The following is a 21309-nucleotide window of genomic DNA, read 5'->3' as shown; positions in this document are numbered from 1 at the left end:
AAGTTACTATTGGTATATAAGGCCTGTCAACCGTCATGACATTTGCGTCCGCGTCACCCCCTGCCGGAACCCCGGGCGCCCCCCGCAAGCGACTGTCGCGCGATCAGCGGTTCGAACAGTTGATAGATACGGGTTGGCGAATATTGGGGGCCGAAGGGGCCGATGCACTGACATTGGGGCGGCTGGCCGAACAGGCAGGGGTGACGAAGCCCGTCGTCTATGATCATTTCGGGTCGCGCGAAGGGTTGCTGGCGGCGCTGTTTCGCGATTTCGACCGGCGGCAGACCGAAACCATGGATAGCGCGCTCCGCGAGGCAGAGGCGCGGCTGGATACGCGCGCGGCGGTGATCGCTCATGCCTATGTCGAATGCATCGTGCGACAGGGACAGGAGATTCCGGGCATTCTGGCGGCGCTGGCGGGGTCACCCGAAATGAGCGCGCTGATCCGTGAGCATGAACAGGCCTTTATGGCGAAATGTCGCCGCCTGCTGGCGCCCTTTGCAGAGCCGCACGACCTGCGACCCGCAGCGTTGCGCGCCATGCTGGGGGCGGCCGAGGCGCTGTCGCGCGGGGCGGCGGCGGGCGATCTCGATGAAGCGGCGGCGTGCGCGGAGCTGTGCGCGCTGATCGTCCAGACGGTCGAACGCAGCGGCGATACCCCGCCCCGCGTGCACGCCTTAGTCGATGGCGGGTGACAAGGCGGGGTCGAGGTCGCGCGGGCGGATGAAGGCGGTCAGGCGCGCCATTTTCCAGTCAAGCTGGCGCCAGTCGTCAATGTCGATTTCCAGTCGGGCGAGGGCGGCGGTGGGCAGTTTTTCGTCGACCGCCGCGCGCAGCTCGTCATCCTCGCGCTCGGGCACGAGCAGCAGGATCAGATCCTCCAGCCCCGGATTATGTCCCGCGATCATCAGATGATCGGCATCGCGTCCCGCTTCGCGGATCACGTCGAGGAGGGTGACGGCGGAGGCGAGATAGATGCGCCTTTCCCAATGCGGCTCCACCGCGTCGAGCCCGGCGGCGGGCCGGAAAATATCGAGCGTCTGCGTCACGCGCACCGCGGGCGAGGCGATGATGCGGTCGATGGCAAAGCCTTCGCGCCGCGCATATTGACCAACCAGTTCGGCGCCGCGCCGGCCGCGTGCATTGATCGGACGGTCAAAATCGCGCTCCACCGGCGCATCCCAACCCGATTTGGCGTGGCGAAGGATGGTCAAATTTTTCAAAATCGCTCCCGCACTGGTCTGCCCGCCCGAATCCGCCGCCTTTTGCCCCAAAGTCAGGCGGGTGGAAAGGCGGCATAGGCGCTTTTTCGTCTTTCGACATTGGCGGCGGCGACGCGGTTGACCACTTCGTCGAGCGGCAGGCGGCGGATCGGCGTGCCTTCGGGAAAGGCGCTGAGCAGGCGCGAGGGAAAGCTGGCCGACAGCATGACGAACTGCCCGAAATCATCGGCGCGGCGGATCAGCCGCCCAAACGCCTGCGCGATGCGCGCGCGGATGACGGCATCGTCATAGGCGCTGCCCCCCTGTGCGGCCCGGCGCGCGGCATGAAGAATCGTCGGGCGCGGCCAGGGCACGCCCTCCATCACCACAAGCCGCAGCGACTCGCCCGGCACATCGACCCCGTCGCGCAGCGCATCGGTGCCGAGCAGCGAGGCATGGGGGTCGGCGCGGAAAATATCGACCAGCGTGCCGGTGTCGAGCGGATCGACATGCTGGGCAAAGAGCGGCAGGCCCGCGCGCGCCAGCCGGTCGGCGATGCGGGCGTGAACGACCCGCAGCCGCCGGATCGCGCTGAACAATCCCAGCGCGCCGCCGCCCGATGCCTCGATCAGGCGGCTGTATGCGCCGGCCAGTGCAGCGAGGTCGCCGCGCGGCAAATCGGTGGCGATCAGCACTTCGGCCTGTTCGCCATAGTCAAAGGGGCTGGGGACGGCGAAATGGCCGACCGGCCCCGCGACATGGCGCGCGCCGGTGCGGATATCGGCATCGTCCCAACCATCGGCCCCATGCCCCGCGCCGCGCAGCGTCGCCGATGTGACAAGCACGCCATGAGCAGGGCCATAGACGAGCGCCGCCACGGGGCGCGCGGGGTCGAGCCAGTGGCGGTGCAGCCCGCAATCATATTCGCGCCCGTCATAGCGGTCGACCGCCAGCCAGTCGACGAAATCGGGATCGGCGGGGCCGCCGACGCGGCCCAGCAGCGCCGCCCAGGCGGCGAGCGTGTCGATCCGCGTGGCCAGGCTGTGCCGCGCGCCCTCAATGCGCGCGCGCGCCTGCCCGTCGAGCCAGTCGGGCGCATCCTCGATCAGCGCCTCCAGCCTTTTGCCGAGCGCCATGAGCGGACGCAGCAGCGCCTCGACCGCATCGCTGGCGTCAGCGGCGGCGGCGACCAGCGGCGCATCGGGTTCGGCGAGTTCGGTCTCCAGCCCATAGCCCGCATCGCCGCCCTTGGTTTCGGCGCTGCGCGCATAGACGGTCGTGCGCACGGCGGCGAGCAGGCGTTCGATCGCGCCCCATGGGTCATTCTCCGCCAGCCGGGCAAGCCAGCCGTCGCCGGGCAGTTCCCCCGCGGCGTTCACGGCGGCGTCAATCGCCTTTTCGCCCGCCTCGTCATAGCTCGCCACATCGGCCAGCCGCGCCGCCAGCCCGCGCCGCCGCCCGCGCGATTTGCCTTCGGGGCCCATGACCCAGCGGCGGATTTCAATTGCTTCCTGCCCGGTCAGCGCGACGGCGAACATGCTGTCGGCGGCATCCCACAGATGATGGCCTTCGTCGAAGATCAGGCGCGATGCGGCGCCCGCGCCGTCGCGGGGCCGCGCCGCCTGCACCATCGTCAGCGCATGGTTGGCGATGACAATATCGGCCTGCGCCGCCGCGCGCGCCGATCGTTCGATGAAGCATTTGCGGAAATGCGGACAGCCCGCATAAATACATTCGCCGCGCCGGTCGGTCAGCGCGGTGGTGCCATTGCGGCGAAACAGCGCGGGAAGCCAGCCGGGCAGGTCGCCGCCCACCATGTCGCCATCGCGCGTATAGGCGGCCCAGCGCGCGACAAGCTGTGCCAATATTGCCGCGCGGCCCGAAAAGCCGCCCTGCAGCGCATCCTCCAGATTGAGCAGGCAGAGGTAATTTTCGCGCCCCTTTCGCACCACTACCTTTTCGCGGTGGGTGGCGGGATCAGGGTAAAGCCGCTCGGTCTCGCGCGCGAGCTGGCGTTGGAGCGCCTTGGTATAGGTGGAAATGGCGACCCCGCCCGCCGTCTCCTCGATCCATTGCTTGGCGGGGGCGAGATAGCCCAGCGTCTTGCCAATCCCCGTTCCCGCTTCGGCGACCAGCATCTGCGGCGCCTGTTTGCGTTCGCGCGGCGCGAAAATATCGGCGACCGCCAGCGCATAATCGCGCTGGCCTGTCCGGCGTTCGGCGCTTGCGCCGGTCAGCCGGTCGAGCCGGGCGGCCACGGCTTCGGGAGAAAGACGGGTGGTGCGCGGCTGCGCGCGCGGGGGCTGTTCCTCCCATTCGGGAAGCCGCGTGAACAGCCAGCGTTCGGGACGCTGCGGCTTGGCCAGATGCGGCTGAAGCAGCGGCGCCCACGCCCAGCGTTGACGGATGAGCGCTTGCAGACCATCCCACGCCCCCTCGCGTTCGGGCCATGCGGGGTCGCTCAGGCTGCCGAGCATTGCGGCGGCGGCCTGCGGCAGAAAGGCGGCGATATCGGCTTCGGCTTGCGGCGCGGTCAGCCCCAGCGCCTCGGCCAGCCCGCCGGGGGTGGGGACGGTGAAGCGCGCGGGATAGAGAAAGGCGAAAAGTTCGAGCAGGTCGAGCCCCGATAATTCGGGATAGCCCAGCCGGTCGCCGGTCAGCGGCGCGCCCAGCAGGATATGCGGCGTCGCCGCGACCGCCGCCATGGCTTCGCCGCGTCCCACCCGGCGCACCGTCGAGGGGGCGTCATCGCGGGCGGGTTCGGCGATCCAGATGCCGATATGGCTCGCATGAATCGCGGGCAGGGAAAGGGCGAGGGGAGCCATGGCTCCAGGCTAGGGGCATAGCAGCAGGGCGGCAAGCCGCCGGGAGGCGGATTGAGACGCTTGGGCGGCGGCTTAGCTCAGTCCGCGCCGTCCAAAGAAGGAGGTGCGGCTTTGCGCGAAGACTTGCGCGGGGCCGGTGGGCACAGCGGCGCGGGCGGTTTCGAGCGCGCGATACAGGGGGCCATGGGTCAGTTCAAAGGGGAAGCGCACGCCCATGCGGTCGCGCTCCGACCAGATGACCGTGGCATAGACGACTTCGCCGCCATAATGGATGGCGCAGCGCGAACGCACCGGCAGGCTCGCGCCGTCGATCCGCGCGCCGCCCTCGGACAAATCGGTAATCCGCCCATCGACATGGTTCAGCACGCCATTGACGGTGACCTCGATGGCGATCGGCGTGCGCTTGTGCAGGCGCGGACGGGCGGGCTGGGCGTGAGTCATGACCTTTTTCTAGCGGCAATATGGTAAATATCCGGTAAGCGGCGCGCCGCGTACCTGGGCGAAGGCTGAGAGCGCGCTCCCCCATGGCCTTTTCAAAACTGTCCCGAAACAGGGCTAACGCCTTTGTAACCCTGTCTCTTCGTATCCGGCTTAACCGCGCGTCCCCAAACGGACGCCATCTGCCATTCAGGCTAGCGAATGAAGGAGACAGCATGTCCTTGTTGATCGGTCCCATCCTGGGATCCCCCGGCGGCGGCTCGCGCCCCCGCCCAAGCGAACCGGCCCAGCCGGGCGAGCCCAGCCCGCCTCCGCCTTCCAATCAGGCGGGTGGAACGGGCCAGACGGGCGAGACCCCGCCGCAGAATAACACGCCTCCGGCCAGTTCCACGCCGCCCGCATCCGAAGACAGCGGGGGCACAGCGCCTGCGGGCGGCAGCCAGGGCAGTGGGGCTGCTTCGGGCGCGTCCGGTTCGCCGGGGGCTTCGGGTGCTTCCGCCAGCGGCAGCGCCGCGAGCAAGCCCGCGCCGCAAGGCCCCTCGCTCGCCGAGCGGAATCGCGCGGCCGAGGCGTCGGCCCGGTCCGACACCAATTTGTCGCGGCTCGTCCGCAGCGAGATGGAAAGCCGCGATCCGGCGGCTGCCGCCGATGCCGACCTGTCGGGTGCAGCGCTCTCGGGCGCGCAAATCGCCGCCCGCGCCATGTATGCGCTCGTCGCGCAGACCAGCGCGCAAGGCCCGCGTCAGCTCGATCTGATCGCCTGACGCCTTCCTTCGCTCAATGTCATTGCGAGCCCGGCGAAAGCCGGGAGAAGCAGTTTCCAGCCATATATTTCGTCCTCCCCTGTACGGCGAACGGCTGGAGATTGCCTCGCTCCCCGGACGGCATCCGGGTTTCTCGCAAGGACAAAGCGGGTTTTTTCCTAAAAATTCGGCTTTCGGTTCCGCCCGTCTTGCCGCTATGGGCCAGCCATGACTGACGTGCATCTTCACCCATCGCTGCGCGACGCCGCGCAAACTTCCAAGGCCTGGCCGTTCGAGGAAGCGCGCAAGCTGCTAAAACGCTATCCCGACGGAAAAGCGGGTGGGGCACCAGTGCTATTCGAAACCGGCTATGGTCCCTCGGGCCTGCCGCATATCGGCACCTTCAACGAAGTGCTCCGCACGACGATGGTGCGTCGCGCCTTTGAAACGCTGACCGCCGATGCCCATGGCACGCCGGCGGCGACGCGGCTGGTGGCGTTCAGCGACGATATGGACGGGCTTCGCAAGGTGCCCGACAATGTCCCCAATGGCGACATGCTGCGCGAACATCTGGGGCGGCCGCTGACCGCCATTCCTGATCCCTTCGGCAAATATGAAAGCTTCGCGCATCACAATAATGCGATGCTGCGCGAATTTCTCGACCGCTTCGGCTTCGATTATGAATTTGTGAGCTCGACCGAGCAATATCAGTCGGGCGCCTTTGACGCGGCGCTTGCCAATGTGCTGCGTCACAATCAGGACATCCTCGACATTATGTTGCCGACGCTGCGCGCCGAACGCGCGGCGACCTATTCGCCCATCCTGCCGGTCAGCCCCAAATCGGGCGTTGTGCTGCAGGTGCCAGTTGCCGTCGTCGACCCCGATGCGGGCCTTGTCTCGTTCGAGGATGAGGGCGAGACGATCACCCATTGCATCTTCGGCGGCGGTGCCAAGCTGCAATGGAAGGTCGACTGGGCGATGCGCTGGGTCGCGCTCGGCGTCGATTATGAAATGTATGGCAAGGATCTGACCGACAGCGGCGTCCAGTCGGGCAAGATCGCCAAGGCACTCGGGGGCCGCAAGCCCGAGGGGCTGATCTATGAAATGTTCCTCGACGAAAAGGGAGAGAAAATCTCCAAGTCAAAGGGCAATGGCCTGTCGATCGAGCAATGGCTGAGCTATGGCAGCGAGGAAAGCCTTGCCTTTTATGCCTATCGCGAGCCCAAGGCGGCGAAGCAGCTGCACATCGGCGTGATCCCGAAGGCGGTCGACGAATATCTGCAGATGCGTGGGCAATATCCGGCGCAGGCACCTGACAAGAAGCTCGGCAATCCCGTGCATCATGTCCATGTCGCCCGCGGGCAGGCGGTGCCAGACACCGTTCTGCCGGTCACCTTCGGCCTGCTCCTCAACCTTGTCGGGGTGATGGGCGCCGATGCGTCAAAGGAGCAGATCTGGCGCTATCTCGGCCAATATGTCGCGGGCGCCGATGCCGCGCGCTATCCCGAACTCGACGGGCTGATCGACAATGCCATGGCCTATAACCGCGACTATGTCGCGCCGACGCTGAAGCGCCGCAAGCCCGAAGGCAGCGAGGCCGATGCGCTGCGCGAACTTGATGCGCGGCTTGCCGACATGCCCGCCGATGCCTCGGCCGACGATCTGCAGAATATCGTCTATGAAATTGGCAAGAATGAAGCCTATGGCTTTGAAAATCTGCGCGATTGGTTCCGTGCGCTTTACGAAACGCTGCTGGGATCGAGCGCGGGCCCGCGCATGGGCAGCTTCATCGCCCTGTTCGGCATCGACAATGTGCGCCGCCTGATCGCAGAGGCCTTGGCATAGGAGACGTCATTGCGAACCCGGCGAAAGCCGGGTGAAGCAATCCCCAGCCATCGGCCCTGCACCGGGGCGATATCGAGGGATTGCTTCGTCGCTGCGCTCCTCGCAATGACTTGGGGAATAACATGATCGAGATTTTCACCACCGGCGGAACCATCGACAAAGTCTATTTCGATGCCTTGTCCGAATTTCAGATCGGCCCCGCGGCGATCCCCGACATGCTGCGCGAAAATAATGTCCACGCCCCCCACCGCGTCACCCAGTTGATGCGCAAGGACAGTCTGGAGCTGACCGACACCGACCGCGAGGCGATCTGCGCCGCCGTGGCGGCAAGCGATGCGGCGCAGATTCTCGTCACTCATGGCACCGACACGATGGTGCAGACGGGCCGCGTGCTTCAGGCGGTTGCGGGCAAGACCATCGTGCTCACCGGCGCGATGCAGCCTGCATCGGTGCGCGCGAGCGATGCCGAATTCAACGTCGGTTTCGCGCTCGCAGCGGTGCAGACCCTGCCGCCCGGCGTCTATGTTGCGATGAACGGCATGATTTTCGATCCTGCCACCACCGAAAAGGACCGGGCCGCTGCCCGTTTCGTCGCGCAATAAGCGATCGCAGAGGTAATAAGCCCTTGTGTTCCCGCGAAAACGGGAGCCCCTCTGCTATAGGCGCAAGATGGAACGGCCGGAGATAATCCCGGCCCCGTCAGTCCCGTCACCCCTGCGCCGTCACCTGTCGCACCACTGCCAGATAGCCCGGCGCGATCGTCATGGCGTCATGCTTGCCCGCATCCCTCAGTGCGGCGTGCAGCCGGGGCAGGCGGTAACAGGGCACGCCCATGAACAGATGATGCTCGGCATGATAATTGACCCAATAGGGCGCGACCGTCGCCCGTTCCAGCCAGCCGGCATAGGTGGTGCGCGCATGGGTGAAGGGGTCTTCGCTGCCGGTGGTCGTGCAGGCATGTTCGGCGATATTGCGGATCCGCAGGTAGAGCTGGAAGGTCGTCGCCAGGCTTACGATCCACAACAGCCACGGCGTCCAGCCATAAAAAGCAAGCGATAAAGCGAGCAGAAGCATCTGCACCAGCAGGAAGCGCCCTGTTGCCCTGGCCACGGCGATGGTGCCCGGCACATCCTGCGTCGGCGAAGTCACCCCATCGTCCGATTGCTTGTTGAAAACCGTCCCCGCGCGGGTGCTGCCCCCCCGCTTGCCTTCGCCTTTCCCTGGGCCATCGCCGCGCAGCAGCGCGCGCAGCCCGGTCCAAGCATAGGCGAATTGCGCCGTCCGCTGCTTGAAAAATGTCTGCCCCGTCAGGTCGCGGACAATCTTGCGCCCCAGGCTGGCGCGGGTCGTCGGAAAGGGCTTGGACAGCGACAAGTCGGGGTCTTCGGCCTGCTGCGTATATTTGTGATGCTGCAGATGATAGGTGCGATAGGCGATCAGGTCGGACCCCACCGCGGCCCCCGCGAGCCATTGGCCGAGGGAATTATTGATCTTGCGATTGGGGTGCAGCGCGCCATGCGCCGCCTCGTGCATCAGGATTGCCAGCCCCAATTGTCGCCCGCCGATAAAGGCGATGGCGACGATCCATGCGACGGGATTTTGTGTCCAGGCGGCCAGCCCCGCGAGCGCGATGCTCACCAGCCAGGCATGGGCGACCATCCACGGCCCTCTCCAGCGCGAAAGGCGGGTGATTTCGGCCCATTCTTCGCGGCTGAAAAACTTGTTCGGGGGGAGTAAACGTACAGCAGCCATGGTAGAGAATATATCAAGTTGCAAAGCGAAACGAAAGCATTTCCATTTTGGGACAAATCCGATGGCTTTTCCGGGTCTTTGGACGAACAAAAGTAAGGATTTCGAAACCCTGTTCCCACAGAGGTGAAAGGGAAGCTTAAGTCAGGAACGAGTGAACAAGTGGGTGCCCGGCGTAAAATAAAACGGCCTGCGATAGACGAAGTGCGGGAAGGCGACGGCGTGTTCGATTCGCCCGCGCTGGTGATGGGCTTGCTACGCGTCGCGCAGCTTTGGCATTATGTGCTGCTCGCCCGCACGCTGGCCTTCTGCATTTTTGCCTTTGTGCCGGGGGTCGCGGGGTTTCTCGATCATTGGGCCGAATGGCTGGTGATGGCGGTCGGGCTCGGCTGTGACCTGATTCTCGCCGTCGCCGGGCAGATTGGACGAAAGCATAAGACCGCGCCGCCCAAACGCTTGCGCCAGGGGGCGATGCTGACAATGGGGCTGGTGATTGCCGGCACCTTCCTGAATTCAGCGGCGACCTGCGCTGCCATTGCCGTGCCCGATGGGGGGCCGTTTTTCGACGCTTTTGCGGCGATTCAGCTGGGAACCCTGCTTGTTGCCGCCTCGGCGGTGGCAATTGCCCGTCCGGCCTTTTTCGGCTTTGCGGGCGCCACCGCGCTCGGCGGGGCGGTCGGGGTCGCCTCTTGGCCCTTTGCGCTCGCCGGTCTTGTTTTCCTTGGCCTGCTGATCGTGATGATGCGCGAGGATATGCGGCACCAGCGGCGCGCGACCCGCGCCAGTCGCCTGGCGATCACGCAACAGGAACGCGCGCTCAATCTCGTGCGCGACTTTGAAAAAGCGGGACGCGGCTGGTTCTGGGAAACCGACCGCTATGGCCAGCTCGTCTATATTTCGCCGATCATTTCGGCGCGGCTGGGCAAGCCCCTCGACGAAATATTGGGCCGTCCCTTCACCAACATCATCCGCAAGCGCGTCGGCAAGGACGATAATGAGGAGCGCACGCTGGGCTTCAGCCTGTCCTCGCGCACCCCGTTCAAGGAATTGACCGTGCAGGCGGCGGCGCCGGGCGAGGAACGCTGGTGGTCGATCTCCGGCCAGCCGATCAGCAACGAGCTGGGAAATTTCCAGGGGTTTCGCGGCAGCGGCACCGACCTCACCGATCAGAAAAAGTCAGAGCGGGAGATTAACCAGCTTGCCCGTTATGACACGCTGACCGGTCTAGCGAACCGGCTGCATATCAACGACCTGCTCGAACGGTCGCTTAAAAATCATATGGGACAGCCCCAACCTTGCGCGTTGCTGCTGATGGATCTTGATCGTTTCAAGGCGGTCAATGACACCATGGGGCACCCCGTGGGCGACCAGCTGTTGCAGCAGGTCGCGGCGCGGCTGACGCAGATTGTCGGGGACAAGGGGCAGGTCGGGCGCCTCGGCGGTGACGAATTCCAGATTGTCCTCCCCCAGATTATCCAGCCGGAAAAGCTGGCGGGGGTGGCCAACGCCATCATTCTCACGTTGGCCAAGCCGTTCGCCATTGAGGGCGAACAGATACGGATCGGCTCATCCATCGGTATCGCCGTGTCCGAAGGGGAAGGGGTTTCTTCGTCGGCGCTGATCCGCAACGCCGATTTGGCGCTTTATGCCGCCAAGGATGCCGGGCGCGGCGTCTATCGCTTCTATGCCGATGCGATGCATAATCAGGCGAGCGAGCGCAAAGCCATTGAAGATGCGCTGCGCGAGGCGCTGATGCGCGATGAACTTCAGCTTCTCTATCAACCCATTGTCGATGTGCGGACCGAGCGGGTTTCAGGCTTTGAAGCCTTGATCCGCTGGCATCGCGGCGATGGCGAGGTGATCAGCCCGGCAAAATTCATCCCCATCGCCGAAGAATCCAATCTGATCGTTCCCATCGGCGAATGGATCATCCGCACCGCCTGCGCGACCATCGCGCGGCTGGGTCCCGATTATCGTGTCGCGGTCAATGTTTCGCCGCGTCAATTTGCCAATGAAAAGCTGCCGTCGATCATCATGAACGCCGTATCCTCGGCGGGCATTCGTCCCGAACAGCTGGAACTGGAAATCACCGAGGGGATTTTCCTCGACGAAAGCCTCGAAAATCTGGAAATGTTCCAAAAGCTGAAGCGCACCGGTGTCCGGCTGGCGCTCGACGATTTCGGCACGGGCTATTCGGCGCTGGGCTATTTGAAAAAGGCGCCTTTCGACAAGATCAAGATCGACCAGAGCTTTGTGCTCGGCGCCGCTGACCGCGACAGCATGAACGCCGCGATCATTTCCTCCATCGTCGGCCTCGCCACCGCGCTCAACATGGAAACAACGGCCGAGGGGGTAGAAACCCACGATGATCTGGCCTTGATCCGCGAATTGGGATGCAGCCATGTTCAGGGCTATATCTACGGCAAGCCGATGACGCTCGACGCCATCGAGGCCTTGCTGGCCGAACGCCACGGTCAGGTCAGCGCGAGCGGCTATCAAAGCGCGCGGGAGCCGCGCCGCACCACCTTCCGCACGATCAAGGTTCATCAGCCGGGCGGCGGAGCGCAGGAAGCGATCGTCCGCAACATATCCTCGCGCGGCGCCCAGATCGAAGGACTGTGGAACGTACCGGTCGGCACCCCGCTGCGGCTGGAATTTGCGCCGGGGATGCTGATCGACGCCGAGGCGCGCTGGGCAAGCGATAATCGCGTCGGCATTCAATTTGCCGAGGCGATTGATATCGACGCCGTAATCGGCCTATCGGGCCACGGAACCCGCGCCGGCGGCGCCCGTTCCCGGGTAGGCCGGGCTGCCTAGGGGCAATCCTGTCCCCCGTGGCCTCGTCATCCCGGGCTTGACCCGGTCTCGTCGTCGCGGGCCTGACCCGGGACCCGCCTTTCGGTCGCTCCCCCCGGCTTCGGGCACATCAGCCCTAAGCGGAAACCTCCAGAATTTCCGTAACTAGCTGCTAAAAAACAAAAAATCTAAATTCCGGTACCTTCCCACCTTACGCTGCGCGGTACTTTCGCAAACATCCGCACCTCAAAAAGGAAGAGGGAAGAGGCGCTATTTCGCGACCCGGCCCCGCACCATCACCCAGTCCACCGCCTCCAAAACGCTTATATCGGATAGCGGATCACCCGAAACGGCGATCATGTCGGCCGACATCCCCGGCGCGATGCGGCCCAGCTCATCCTCCATCGACAAGGCCTTGGCCGCCACCGTGGTAGCGCTCGCCAGCGCCTCGCGCGGGCTAAGCCCCGCCTTGACCAAAAGCGCAAATTCGCTGGCGTTGCGCCCATGCTCGAACACCCCGGCATCGGTGCCGAACGCGACAGGCACGCCCATTTCCCTGGCACGGGTCACTGCCTTGCCGACCTCGCCCAGCGTCATGCGGATCTTGTTTTCGACCGTCGGCGTATAAATGCCCTTGCCCAGCCGCTCGCGAATGCCCTCAAAGGCCATCAGCGTGGGCACAAGATAGCTGCCCTTGGCCTTCATCCCCTTGAGCGCGTTGTCGTCGGCAAAGGTGCCATGGTCGATCGTGTCGATCCCTGCCGCCGCCGCCGCTTCGATCCCGCGTGCGCCATGGGCATGGGCCATGACCTTCAGCCCCAGCGAATGCGCCGTGTCGGCGATGCTCTGCAATTCGGGGCTGGTGAAATGCCCCTCCAGCCCGCGCCCCTGCTGCGACAAGACGCCCCCGGTTGCGGTGATCTTGATGATATCGGCCCCCGCGCGCGAGGCCTTGCGGACCTTTTCAGCGCATTCGACCGCGCCGGTGCAGGTATAGCCCGCGTCGAGCACATCATGGACATCCTCGCGAAATCCGGTGATGTCGCCATGTCCGCCGACGATGGAGAGGGCGGGGCCTGCCGCTATGATGCGTGGCCCCTCGATGAAGCCTTGCGCGGTGCCGCGGCGAAGCGAGAAGGCACTGTACTGGCCCGACCCTGCCTCGCGCACCGTCGTAAAACCCGCTTTCAGCGTCAGCGCGGCATTTTTAACGCCGACCACTACGCCCCATTCATCGGGCTCCACCGCTTCATTGCGATAATCGCCGCCGGGATCGCCGGTCAGATGGACATGCAGGTCGATGAGGCCGGGCAGGACGGTCTTGTCCGAAAGGTCGACGACCTCTGTATCGGCAGGCGTCGGCGCGCGGCCGGGAGAAATGGCGGTGATGCGGCCATCGGTGACGACGATGGTGGACAGGCCCTGCGCGGGTTTTGCCGGATCGGTGATGACGCGCCCGGCGTAGATGACCATGGTCTTCGCCTCCGCGGCCGCGCCGCTGCCCAGCGCCACCATCGCTGCAGCCAATGCCAGAAAACCCGATTTTTGCATGATTTCTCCCCTGTTATTGGCTCACCGTGCCAAGGGAGCGGGAGAAGCGCAAGCGGATTAGGGGCGCCGCGCAAATGGCCCACAAAAAAGGGCCGGCGTCGCCGCCGACCCAGTGTCAATTCCGGTAACCGAAAGGAATATTACCAGAAGAAATCATGGATCACATCAACCACCCGTCCGGAGCGAATATTGACGAGCAAGGCATCGTCATAATAGCGCACCCAGCGGAAATTGCCGTAAGCGGGCGGCAGGCGATAGCGCCAGGGATCGTTGACCCAGTAACGCTGGCCATAGAAAAGCGAGCCCAGGCTGAACCCGATGCTGAAACGGGTATAGCGGTGATGGCGATAGGGCGCATGATAGCGCGGCATCCGGTAATAGTTGCGATGCCGGTAGCGGTAATCGCGCCAGTTATAGCGACGGTCCTTGCGCCATTCGCGATTCCATTCCCGCCGATCCTCGCCATAGTGGCGACGATCGACCCGGTTGTCGCCATTGCGATCCCAGCGGCGGTCGAGCTGTCCGTCACGGTTACGGTCCCAGCGGCGGTCGACGCGGCCATTCTGGTTATGGTCCCAGCGTCGATCGACCCGATTGTCGCGATTGCGGTCCCAGCGCCGATCAACGCGGCCATCGCGATTGCGGTCATGGGCGCGATCGGGGCGCTGGTTGCGTGCGCGATCACGCTCGGCGCTGCGCTGCCGTTCCCGTCGTTCACTGCGGTCCCGTCGTTCGGCGCGGGGCGTGTCGGAGCGCGGGGTGCGGGTATCGCGGCGTATTTCCGGACGTCGCATTTCGCGGCCGCGCTGGCCCCTTTCGCTTCGCTCGCCGCGCTGGGCGATCTGGAAACGCTCTCCATTGGCCTGCGCCGCGGCGGGCGCAACGGGCGTCCACATTGTGGCTGCGATCAGCAACCCTCCGAATAATCTTTTCATGCTCGTCATCTCCGACTGGCCCCCGCCGCGCCACAGCTACTGCGGGTCAGATGAGCCGGGTTGTAGATGGGGCGGGATGAGTCGCGCCTGAACCTGTCGGTTGTCTGGCGTTCAGCTTTCCGGCGGGTCTGCGGGAGCCAATGCCGGAACTTCGCGCGCGGCGTCGGCGGGCCGAATGCCCGGCGGAGGTGCCGCGGCGATGCGCTCTTCCCCGCGAAGTACCCGCGCGGCGAGGCGAATGGCATCACGGATGCGGGGGTAAGTGCCGCAGCGGCAGATATTGGTGATTGCGGCGTCAATGTCGGCATCGCTGGGGTCGGGGTTGGAGCGCAGCAGTGCCGCCGCCGCCATGATCATGCCCGATTGGCAAAAGCCGCACTGCGGCACTTGTTCGGCAACCCATGCCTGCTGCACCGGATGGCTGCGGTCGCGCGACAGCCCCTCGATCGTGGTGACAAAACGCCCTTCGCATTCGGCAATGGTGACAAGGCAACTGCGGATAGGCTCACCGTCGATATCGACGGTACAGGCGCCGCATTCGCCCGTGCCGCACCCATATTTGGTTCCGGTCAGGTTCGAAGCATCGCGCAGCGCCCATAACAGCGGTGTGTCGGGGGCCATGCGATATTCGATAGGGCGATCATTGACCGAAAAGCGTGTCATGCAGCGGGTGAAGCCTCTTCAACCCCTCGCTGTCAATGACAAATGGGCAAAGCGCCCAAGGGGTTGATAGCCGGAAAGCAATGCCTAAATGATATGTTATATCGCGGTAAGAAAGGGGAGCGAACATGGAATTTTTGGGCTATGCGGCGGGAATAGGGGTGGGCGCAACGCTGCTGCTCGACCTGTGGGCGATAGCCGCCGAGAGGCTGCTGGGCCTGACGCGCCCCAATTGGGCCATGGTGGGGCGCTGGATCGCGCATATGGCGGAGGGGCGATGGCGTCATGAGAATATCGCCGCGGCTGCCCCGCGTCGGGGTGAGCGCGCTCTCGGCTGGGCGGCGCATTATGCCATTGGCATTGGTTTCGCCGCCCTGCTGCTGATTTTGGCCGGGCGCGACTGGGCGATGCAGCCCACGCTCTTGCCCGCGCTGGCCGTGGGGGTTGCGACGGTCTTGGCGCCCTTTTTTATCCTTCAGCCTGCCATGGGGGCGGGGGTAGCCGCTGCCAAAACGCCCAACCCCGCGCGGGCGCGGATGACGAGCCTGATTTCGCACATGATCTTTGGCCTTGGCCTCTATGGTGCGGCGCTAGCGCTGGCTTGGCTTCGCGCCTGAGCCTCTGCGGCAAAGGCTGAAACGGCCAGCCTATTCGCGCCAGCTCGTATCGATCTTGTCGATCTTGCGCACCATGGCATCAAATTCAGCCTTGCCGGCACCGCCGGGGATTTGCGCCATATGAAGGTCGCGCTGATGGACCTTCACCACATCCTCACCGATCATCACCGCTTTGCCCATGCTGGCGGTCGCAAGCTGGATCTCGCAGGCGCGCTGCAGCGCCCAATATTTGATGAAGGCTTCGGGCAGCGTGCGGCCCATCACGACGGGGCCGTGATTTTTCAGCATTAGGATGCGTTTGTTGCCCAGATTCCGCAGCAGCCGCTCGCCCTCTTCCTCGCGTACGGTAATGCCTTCAAAATCATGATAGGCGATCTGGCCAATATAGTTGCAGGCATAAAAATTGGTTGGCTGCAATCCGCCCTCGACCGAACAGACCGCCATGGTCGCTGTTGTATGGGTGTGGATGATCGCATGGGCATCGTCGAGCGCGCGGTGAAACAGGCTGTGCTGGACAAAGCCGGCCTTGTTCACATGCCAGGGGTTGTCGGCGTCGACCTTGTTGCCGTCAATGTCGATCTTGATCAGGCTGGAAGCCGAGACTTCGCTGAAATGCATGCCATAGGGGTTGATCAGATAGCTGCCCTCTTCATCGGGCACCTTCACCGTGATGTGGTTGAAGATCATCTCGTCCCAGCCCATCATCGCGAAAATCCGGTAGCAGGCGGCGAGTTCCTGGCGGGCCGTCCATTCGGGTTCGCTATATTTACTGTTGTGCTTAAGCTGGGTCGCCATCGCCTGATCCTCTCTTTTTTCGGTTTTCTCCTGCTACCTATGGCATAGGGGAGGGCGCCTCGACAATCCTGTGCGGGGCGTTTGCGGCGCCTTTTGGCGGGGTTTGCCGCGCGGCGCTTGCATTTTGGCGCGAATCTCTTTATTGGCACGGCATTCGAACGTCGCGAGTTCGCGGCGCTCTTTTTATTGCCCGAATATCGGCGAGTCATGCGAACCGGATACGGTCCGGGGTCAAATGGCCGTTTGACGAACAGGAGACGACACGGCGTATGCAGATTATCGTTCGCGACAATAATGTCGACCAGGCCCTTCGCGCGCTCAAGAAGAAGCTGCAGCGGGAGGGTGTGTATCGCGAAATGAAGCTGCGCCGTCACTATGAGAAGCCCAGCGAAAAGCGTGCGCGTGAGCGCGCCGCCGCCGTTCGCCGCGCCCGCAAGATGGAGCGCAAGCGGATGGAACGCGACGGCATCAAGTAAGACGTTTCCCGTTCGGGATCCTGATCGTAAAGGGGCGCTGCAGCAATGCGGCGCCCTTTTTCGTTGGTGCGAGGGGTTTGCTGGCCCGTTTTTTCTGGCCGGGGCGCTGCGCAATTGCCTCTGGACCCTGTTGCGCTGCTCCGCCTATAGCGGCGCCGAGATTTTCGCTCCGTCCAGGAGCAGCGGAAGGATGACAAGATGAGTGTGACGACGGTTCCATTGCGTCCGGTAAGCAAGGGCGGCCTGTGGCTGCTGTGGATCGGAATCCTGGCCCTGCTGGGAACCGCGGCGGCCTTTGCCTATCAAGTAACCCCGCGCATCGGCTTTGAAGTGGTGAAGGAGGGCAGTGGCCCCAGCCCCACGGTCGCCGACGTCGTGCTCGTCAAATATGAAGGCCGCCTTGATGATGGCACCGTTTTTGACGCCAATGAGCAGGCGCCAATGCCCGTCGCCGGGGTTGTTCCCGGCTTTTCGGAGGCACTGACCCGCATGCAAAAGGGCGGCAAATACAAGATCAGCATTCCGCCGCAGCTTGGCTATGGCAATCAGGCGACCGGTCCGATACCTGCCAACAGTACCCTGCATTTCGACGTGGAACTGCTCGACTTCCGTAGTGAAGCCGAAGTGCGCGCGATGCAGCAGATGATGCAGCAGCAACAGATGATGCAACAAGGCGGCGCTCCCTCGGGCGAAGGCGCGCCGCAGCCCTGATCCTTTGGGGTTTGTGACAGGAGGGCGACCGGGTCAGGCCGATCCGGTCGCCTTTTCCTTGTCCGCTTCACCGGCGCCGGGGGCGGCCCAGGCGTTGCGCTCGGCCTCGCGTTCCAGCGCGACCTTGATCATCGCGACAATGGGGTCGGCGAGAGCGAGGCCCAATATGCCGAGCAGCGCCCCCAGCAATATTTGCGCCCCCAGCACGAGCGCGGGGGCCAGATCGACCGTTTGCTTGGCGACCATCGGCACGATCAGATAGCCATCGACCGTCTGCACGAACAAATAAATCATGATGGCATAGAGGCCGACGTCGGGGCCTGCCGAAAAACCGACGAGAATGAGCAATATGCCCGAAACGATGGCGCCTATATTGGGGATAAAGGCCAGAAGCCCGGTCAGGAGGCCCATCAGCGCCGCCATCGGCACCCCGGCAAGCGCGCAGAGCAGCCAGGTGCCAATGCCTTCCACCCCCATGCCCAGCAGACGCCCCGCCATCAGCCGGCGCAGGGTGAAGCCCATGCGCGCGGTGGTGATGTAAAAATCGTCGCGCATCTTCATGGGAAGCATCCAGGCGACCCCGCGTTCGTAAAGGCGCGGCTCGATCGCGATGAAAATGCCGAGCACGACGATCATGACGAGGCTGGTCAGCGCCCCGACGAGCGATCCCACCGCCGCGGTTACGCGGCCCACCGTGCCGGCAATATTGTCGGAAACCGTCTTGGCGTCGATTTCGACATTGCCCAGCCCATGATCCCCGGCCCACGCGGCGAGCCGCTCGATCTGGGTCATCACCACTTGCTGGAGGGTGGCGGCCTGATCGGCGATCTGCGACCCGGCGAACAGGATGGCCCAGCCAAGAAAGGCGACCAGCGACATGCAGATGATCAGCAGCCGCCACGCGCGGGCGACAGGCAAGACGCGGCCCAACAGGCGGGCGCCCCCGTCGAGCATCGAGGCCACGACAATCCCGGCGAAAATCAGCAAAATCGGCTGAATAAGGATGATGCAGGCGCCAATAAAAAGCGCCATACCCAGCCACACGCCGGCCTTCAGCACCTCGTTGCGGACAAGGTGGCTGCGGATTTCCGTGGGCCCGGGGGCTTCGCTCCGTACCTCGCCCTTTTTCATGCCCCGGCTCCTATTCGCCCGCGCCATCCTGATCGGGGCGCAAATTGACGCCCGCGCGATTCGGACGCAGCGCCTGCCACCAGCTTAACGGATTATACCATTTTGCCGTTCCATCGGTCGAAAAGCTGATGAACTCGGCCCGCCCCGCAATGGAATCAAAGGGGACGGAGCCGCCCAATCCCTTGGCAGCTGTCGGCGCGCGGCTATCGGCGCTGCCGTCGCGGTTATCGCCCATCAGGAAGAGATGGCCCTCTGGAACGGTGATCGGCCCATAATCATCGGTGGGGAAGCCGCGCCCCATGTCGATCGTATCGAAACTCGCCCCACCGGGCAGTGTTTCGCGAACGATGGGGAGTTCGAGCACCGGTTTGCCATCGGCACTGCGCGTGATGAAGCGATGCAGACTGCTTTGCGGCCCCGGCGTATTGAGATCGACAGGAATGGACAGCATCGGCTGAACCTCGCGCTTTACGGCTTTGCCATTGATGCTGAGCTCTCCGCCGCGCAATTCGATGCGGTCACCGGGCAGGCCAATCACCCGCTTGATATAATCGACGCGCATTTCGGGATGTTCGAGGACCACAATATCGCCGCGCTCCGGCATTTTTCCGAACAGACGTCCTTCCATGCGCGGCGCGAGGTGAAAGCTGACCGAGGCATAGGACCAGCCATAGGGATATTTGCTGACGATCAGCCGGTCGCCGTTGCGCAGCGTCGGCATCATCGAATCCGACGGGATATAAAAGGGCTTGGCCACACAGCTGTGGATGAACAACACCAGCAGCAGGATCGCGACGATGTCGCGGATCAGCCTGCCCCAGCCGCCGTCGTCGCGGCGCTTTTCGCTTTTCATTATTGGTCCTTGATCGCTTCGATGATGACGAAAGCCTGTGCCCAGGGATGATCGTCGGTCAGCGTGAGGTGAATATGCGCGCTATGCCCCGGCGGGATCATGGCGGCGAGCCGTTCGGCCGCGCCCCCGGTCAGCGCAAGCGTCGGAGCGCCCGAAGGGGCGTTGACGACGCCGATATCCTTCATGAACACCCCGCGTTTGAAGCCCGTGCCGACGGCCTTGGAAAAAGCCTCCTTGGCGGCAAAGCGCTTGGCGTAGGTGCCCGCGCGGGTGAAAGGCCGCCGCGCCGCCTTGGCACGCTCGATATCGGTAAAGACGCGCTGTTCGAAGCGTTCGCCAAAACGGTCGAGAGACGCCTGAATACGCTCGATATTGCAGAGATCAGAGCCGAGACCGATGATCATGACAGCCCCAACAGGCCGTCACCTCCGCGAAGGCGGGGGGCGTGGGAGGCCTGCTCCTTGGATGCAGGGCAATGCTGCCAGCGGCCCCCGCCTGGGCGGGGGCGACGAAGATGCATCACATTCACCCTCGCGCCTCGTCCATCAGCATGCGCATCCGGCGCACGGCATCTTCCAGCCCCGTGAAGATCGCCTCGCCGATCAGATAATGGCCGATGTTGAGCTCGGCGAGTTGCGGAATGGCGGCCACAGGCACGACATTTTCATAGGTCAGGCCGTGTCCTGCATGCGGCTCTATGCCATTTTTCCACGCCAGCGCTGCCGCATCGGCAATGCGCCGCAGTTCGGCGGCGCGTTCTTCGCCGGTGGCATGGGCATAGCGGCCGGTATGAAATTCGACCACCGGCGCCTTCAGTTGCATCGCCGCCTCAATCTGGCGTGCGTCGGGTTCGATAAACAGGCTGACGCGGATGCCCGCGTCGGACAGACGCGATACGATTGGCGCCAGATGGTTATGTTGCCCCGCGGCGTCGAGCCCGCCCTCGGTCGTGCGTTCCTCCCGCTTTTCGGGAACGATACACGCGGCATGGGGGCTGTGGCGCAGCGCGATTTCCAGCATTTCGTCGGTCGCCGCCATCTCCAGATTCAGCGGCAGGTCGGTTGCGGCCTGAATGCGGGCCAGATCGTCGTCACGAATATGGCGGCGGTCTTCGCGCAGATGTGCGGTAATGCCATCGCCGCCAACCGCCGCGACGATTTCTGCCGCGCGCACGGGATCAGGGTGATCGCCGCCGCGCGCGTTGCGGATCGTCGCGACATGGTCGATATTGACCCCAAGGCGCAGGCGATCCGTCAAGCTGCGATGCTCCGGCTGCCAGGCTTGACTGCAGGGGTTCCCGCAAGTTCAGGGGGCAGGGCGTCGGGCGCATAGGTCGGGAAATTGATCGCGACGAGCGGATAAAAGGGAACGCCAAGATCGACCGTTCCCGCCGAACGATCGACCAGCGCCGCTTCGGCCAATATCTCCCCGCCCGCCGCGCGCACCGTTTCCATCGCTTCGCGCGAGGAAAGACCGGTGGTGACCACATCTTCGACCATCAGAACCTTTGCGCCCTTTGCCAGCGCAAAGCCGCGGCGAAATTCGAACGTGCCCGTGGGGCGCTCCACGAACATCGCGGGTTTGCCCAGCGCGCGGCCCATTTCATGGCCGATGATCACCCCGCCCATCGCTGGCGAAATCACCACATCAATCGCCTGGCGCAAGTCACGGGGCAGTTTTGCGGCCAGCGCGACCGCGAGCCGTCCCGCCCGCTCCGTGTCCATCAGGACGCGGGCACATTGTAGATAATATTCGCTGTGACGGCCGGAGGAGAGGAGGAAATGCCCCTGAAGCAAGGCTTCGGCGGCACGAAACTCGGCCAATATTTCTTCATCAGTCATCGGGGAAAATTCTTCTTGTCCATATAATTGCGGCGCCAAGGCAGCCGGAAGGGGTGACGGAGATTGCCCGCCACAAAATAGTGTTAGAGATGCTTGAGGCAAGCGGCAAGCGGGTCTATAGCCCCGGCGAGATTCAGCCTG

21 protein-coding genes are annotated in these 21309 nt (G+C 63.9%); 8 read left to right on the top strand and 13 right to left on the bottom strand.

What is annotated here, in order from left to right; all coding sequences use genetic code 11:
• Positions 1-35: 35 nt before the first annotated feature.
• Positions 36-695 carry a TetR/AcrR family transcriptional regulator gene (locus tag JV18_RS0104560; RefSeq protein WP_052071735.1) on the top strand — a complete coding sequence of 220 codons (660 nt, stop codon included), beginning with the start codon at positions 36-38 and terminating at the stop codon, positions 693-695.
• Here JV18_RS0104560 and JV18_RS0104555 read toward each other — a convergent pair.
• From JV18_RS0104555 to JV18_RS0104545, 3 genes are all read right to left on the bottom strand, one after another.
• Positions 678-1223, bottom strand: coding sequence for a SixA phosphatase family protein (locus tag JV18_RS0104555; protein WP_033074947.1), 546 nt, complete (start codon positions 1221-1223; stop codon positions 678-680). The genes JV18_RS0104560 and JV18_RS0104555 overlap by 18 nt on opposite strands.
• Before the next feature lie 53 nt (positions 1224-1276).
• Positions 1277-4027 carry an ATP-dependent DNA helicase gene (locus tag JV18_RS0104550; RefSeq protein WP_033073585.1) on the bottom strand — a complete coding sequence of 917 codons (2751 nt, stop codon included), beginning with the start codon at positions 4025-4027 and terminating at the stop codon, positions 1277-1279.
• Positions 4028-4099: 72 nt separating this feature from the next.
• Entirely contained in the window at positions 4100-4468 is a 369-nt protein-coding gene (locus JV18_RS0104545) for a PilZ domain-containing protein (RefSeq protein ID WP_033073584.1), read from the bottom strand.
• Positions 4469-4680: 212 nt separating this feature from the next.
• On the opposite strand from JV18_RS0104545, the gene JV18_RS0104540 reads away from it, so the two are divergent.
• The 3 genes from JV18_RS0104540 (at position 4681) to JV18_RS0104530 (ending at position 7655) form a co-directional block, all read left to right on the top strand.
• Positions 4681-5229, top strand: coding sequence for a hypothetical protein (locus JV18_RS0104540; RefSeq protein WP_033073583.1), 549 nt, complete (start codon positions 4681-4683; stop codon positions 5227-5229).
• Between the two features lie 207 nt (positions 5230-5436).
• Positions 5437-7053, top strand: a complete 1617-nt coding sequence (locus JV18_RS0104535; protein ID WP_033073582.1) for a lysine--tRNA ligase — start codon at positions 5437-5439, stop codon at positions 7051-7053.
• A 122-nt stretch (positions 7054-7175) separates the two neighbouring features.
• Positions 7176-7655, top strand: coding sequence for an asparaginase domain-containing protein (locus JV18_RS0104530; RefSeq protein WP_033073581.1), 480 nt, complete (start codon positions 7176-7178; stop codon positions 7653-7655).
• Positions 7656-7761: 106 nt separating this feature from the next.
• Here JV18_RS0104530 and JV18_RS0104525 read toward each other — a convergent pair whose 3' ends face one another.
• Positions 7762-8805 (bottom strand): fatty acid desaturase family protein, encoded by a 1044-nt coding sequence (locus JV18_RS0104525; RefSeq protein ID WP_033073580.1) that lies wholly within the window; start codon positions 8803-8805, stop codon positions 7762-7764.
• A gap of 219 nt (positions 8806-9024) precedes the next feature.
• Here JV18_RS0104525 and JV18_RS0104520 point away from each other — a divergent pair, with 219 nt between their 5' ends.
• Positions 9025-11619, top strand: a complete 2595-nt coding sequence (locus JV18_RS0104520; protein ID WP_235302867.1) for a putative bifunctional diguanylate cyclase/phosphodiesterase — start codon at positions 9025-9027, stop codon at positions 11617-11619.
• A gap of 249 nt (positions 11620-11868) precedes the next feature.
• Here the strand turns inward: JV18_RS0104520 and JV18_RS0104515 are convergent, their stop codons facing one another.
• The 3 genes from JV18_RS0104515 to JV18_RS0104505 form a co-directional block, all read right to left on the bottom strand.
• Positions 11869-13149: a metal-dependent hydrolase family protein gene (locus tag JV18_RS0104515; RefSeq protein ID WP_033073579.1), complete on the bottom strand. Its 1281-nt coding sequence runs from the start codon at positions 13147-13149 to the stop codon at positions 11869-11871.
• Between the two features lie 140 nt (positions 13150-13289).
• Complete coding sequence (locus JV18_RS0104510; protein WP_081944817.1) at positions 13290-14084, bottom strand: RcnB family protein; 795 nt, start codon at positions 14082-14084, stop codon at positions 13290-13292.
• 111 nt (positions 14085-14195) lie between these two features.
• Positions 14196-14747, bottom strand: coding sequence for a (2Fe-2S)-binding protein (locus tag JV18_RS0104505; protein ID WP_033073577.1), 552 nt, complete (start codon positions 14745-14747; stop codon positions 14196-14198).
• A 125-nt stretch (positions 14748-14872) separates the two neighbouring features.
• On the opposite strand from JV18_RS0104505, the gene JV18_RS0104500 reads away from it, so the two are divergent.
• On the top strand, positions 14873-15361 hold the full coding sequence (locus tag JV18_RS0104500) for a DUF2938 domain-containing protein (protein ID WP_033073576.1): 489 nt from the start codon (positions 14873-14875) through the stop codon (positions 15359-15361).
• 30 nt (positions 15362-15391) lie between these two features.
• Here JV18_RS0104500 and JV18_RS0104495 read toward each other — a convergent pair whose 3' ends face one another.
• Entirely contained in the window at positions 15392-16156 is a 765-nt protein-coding gene (locus JV18_RS0104495) for a class II aldolase/adducin family protein (protein WP_033073575.1), read from the bottom strand.
• Between the two features lie 269 nt (positions 16157-16425).
• Here JV18_RS0104495 and rpsU point away from each other — a divergent pair, with 269 nt between their 5' ends.
• Both rpsU and JV18_RS0104485 read left to right on the top strand, forming a co-directional pair.
• Entirely contained in the window at positions 16426-16632 is a 207-nt protein-coding gene (rpsU, locus tag JV18_RS0104490; protein WP_003047635.1) for a 30S ribosomal protein S21, read from the top strand.
• A 198-nt stretch (positions 16633-16830) separates the two neighbouring features.
• The gene (locus JV18_RS0104485) at positions 16831-17343 is read left to right on the top strand and encodes an FKBP-type peptidyl-prolyl cis-trans isomerase (RefSeq protein ID WP_033073574.1); all 513 of its coding nucleotides are present in this window, start codon (positions 16831-16833) and stop codon (positions 17341-17343) included.
• Between the two features lie 33 nt (positions 17344-17376).
• Here JV18_RS0104485 and JV18_RS0104480 read toward each other — a convergent pair whose 3' ends face one another.
• The 5 genes from JV18_RS0104480 to pyrE all read right to left on the bottom strand — a co-directional run bounded on the left by JV18_RS0104480 (position 17377) and on the right by pyrE (position 21168).
• Complete coding sequence (locus tag JV18_RS0104480) at positions 17377-18474, bottom strand: AI-2E family transporter (protein ID WP_033073573.1); 1098 nt, start codon at positions 18472-18474, stop codon at positions 17377-17379.
• Positions 18475-18484: 10 nt separating this feature from the next.
• Entirely contained in the window at positions 18485-19327 is an 843-nt protein-coding gene (gene lepB / locus JV18_RS0104475; protein ID WP_033073572.1) for a signal peptidase I, read from the bottom strand.
• Entirely contained in the window at positions 19327-19731 is a 405-nt protein-coding gene (gene acpS, locus JV18_RS0104470; RefSeq protein WP_033073571.1) for a holo-ACP synthase, read from the bottom strand. The genes lepB and acpS overlap by 1 nt, the downstream gene beginning before the upstream one ends.
• Positions 19732-19852: 121 nt before the next feature.
• Positions 19853-20584: a pyridoxine 5'-phosphate synthase gene (locus JV18_RS0104465; protein WP_033073570.1), complete on the bottom strand. Its 732-nt coding sequence runs from the start codon at positions 20582-20584 to the stop codon at positions 19853-19855.
• On the bottom strand, positions 20581-21168 hold the full coding sequence (gene pyrE, locus JV18_RS0104460; RefSeq protein WP_033073569.1) for an orotate phosphoribosyltransferase: 588 nt from the start codon (positions 21166-21168) through the stop codon (positions 20581-20583). The genes JV18_RS0104465 and pyrE overlap by 4 nt, the downstream gene beginning before the upstream one ends.
• Between the last annotated feature and the right edge of the window lie 141 nt (positions 21169-21309).

It is taken from the genome of Sphingopyxis sp. MWB1 (assembly GCF_000763945.1).
Classification (GTDB): Bacteria; Pseudomonadota; Alphaproteobacteria; order Sphingomonadales; family Sphingomonadaceae; genus Sphingopyxis.
Note: the sequence above shows the minus strand (reverse complement) of the source record. Positions and strands in the feature narration are given on the sequence as shown.

Excerpts from the sequence above, each read along its gene's own strand:
- JV18_RS0104560 (WP_052071735.1), top strand. The coding sequence starts at position 36 with ATGACATTTGCGTCCGCGTCACCCCCTGCCGGAACCCCGGGCGCCCCC.
- JV18_RS0104550 (WP_033073585.1), bottom strand. The coding sequence starts at position 4,027 with ATGGCTCCCCTCGCCCTTTCCCTGCCCGCGATTCATGCGAGCCATATC.
- JV18_RS0104545 (WP_033073584.1), bottom strand. The coding sequence starts at position 4,468 with ATGACTCACGCCCAGCCCGCCCGTCCGCGCCTGCACAAGCGCACGCCG.
- JV18_RS0104540 (WP_033073583.1), top strand. The coding sequence starts at position 4,681 with ATGTCCTTGTTGATCGGTCCCATCCTGGGATCCCCCGGCGGCGGCTCG.
- JV18_RS0104535 (WP_033073582.1), top strand. The coding sequence starts at position 5,437 with ATGACTGACGTGCATCTTCACCCATCGCTGCGCGACGCCGCGCAAACT.
- JV18_RS0104530 (WP_033073581.1), top strand. The coding sequence starts at position 7,176 with ATGATCGAGATTTTCACCACCGGCGGAACCATCGACAAAGTCTATTTC.
- JV18_RS0104525 (WP_033073580.1), bottom strand. The coding sequence starts at position 8,805 with ATGGCTGCTGTACGTTTACTCCCCCCGAACAAGTTTTTCAGCCGCGAA.
- JV18_RS0104515 (WP_033073579.1), bottom strand. The coding sequence starts at position 13,149 with ATGCAAAAATCGGGTTTTCTGGCATTGGCTGCAGCGATGGTGGCGCTG.
- JV18_RS0104510 (WP_081944817.1), bottom strand. The coding sequence starts at position 14,084 with ATGAAAAGATTATTCGGAGGGTTGCTGATCGCAGCCACAATGTGGACG.
- JV18_RS0104505 (WP_033073577.1), bottom strand. The coding sequence starts at position 14,747 with ATGACACGCTTTTCGGTCAATGATCGCCCTATCGAATATCGCATGGCC.
- JV18_RS0104500 (WP_033073576.1), top strand. The coding sequence starts at position 14,873 with ATGGAATTTTTGGGCTATGCGGCGGGAATAGGGGTGGGCGCAACGCTG.
- JV18_RS0104495 (WP_033073575.1), bottom strand. The coding sequence starts at position 16,156 with ATGGCGACCCAGCTTAAGCACAACAGTAAATATAGCGAACCCGAATGG.
- rpsU (WP_003047635.1), top strand. The coding sequence starts at position 16,426 with ATGCAGATTATCGTTCGCGACAATAATGTCGACCAGGCCCTTCGCGCG.
- JV18_RS0104485 (WP_033073574.1), top strand. The coding sequence starts at position 16,831 with ATGAGTGTGACGACGGTTCCATTGCGTCCGGTAAGCAAGGGCGGCCTG.
- JV18_RS0104480 (WP_033073573.1), bottom strand. The coding sequence starts at position 18,474 with ATGAAAAAGGGCGAGGTACGGAGCGAAGCCCCCGGGCCCACGGAAATC.
- lepB (WP_033073572.1), bottom strand. The coding sequence starts at position 19,327 with ATGAAAAGCGAAAAGCGCCGCGACGACGGCGGCTGGGGCAGGCTGATC.
- acpS (WP_033073571.1), bottom strand. The coding sequence starts at position 19,731 with ATGATCATCGGTCTCGGCTCTGATCTCTGCAATATCGAGCGTATTCAG.
- pyrE (WP_033073569.1), bottom strand. The coding sequence starts at position 21,168 with ATGACTGATGAAGAAATATTGGCCGAGTTTCGTGCCGCCGAAGCCTTG.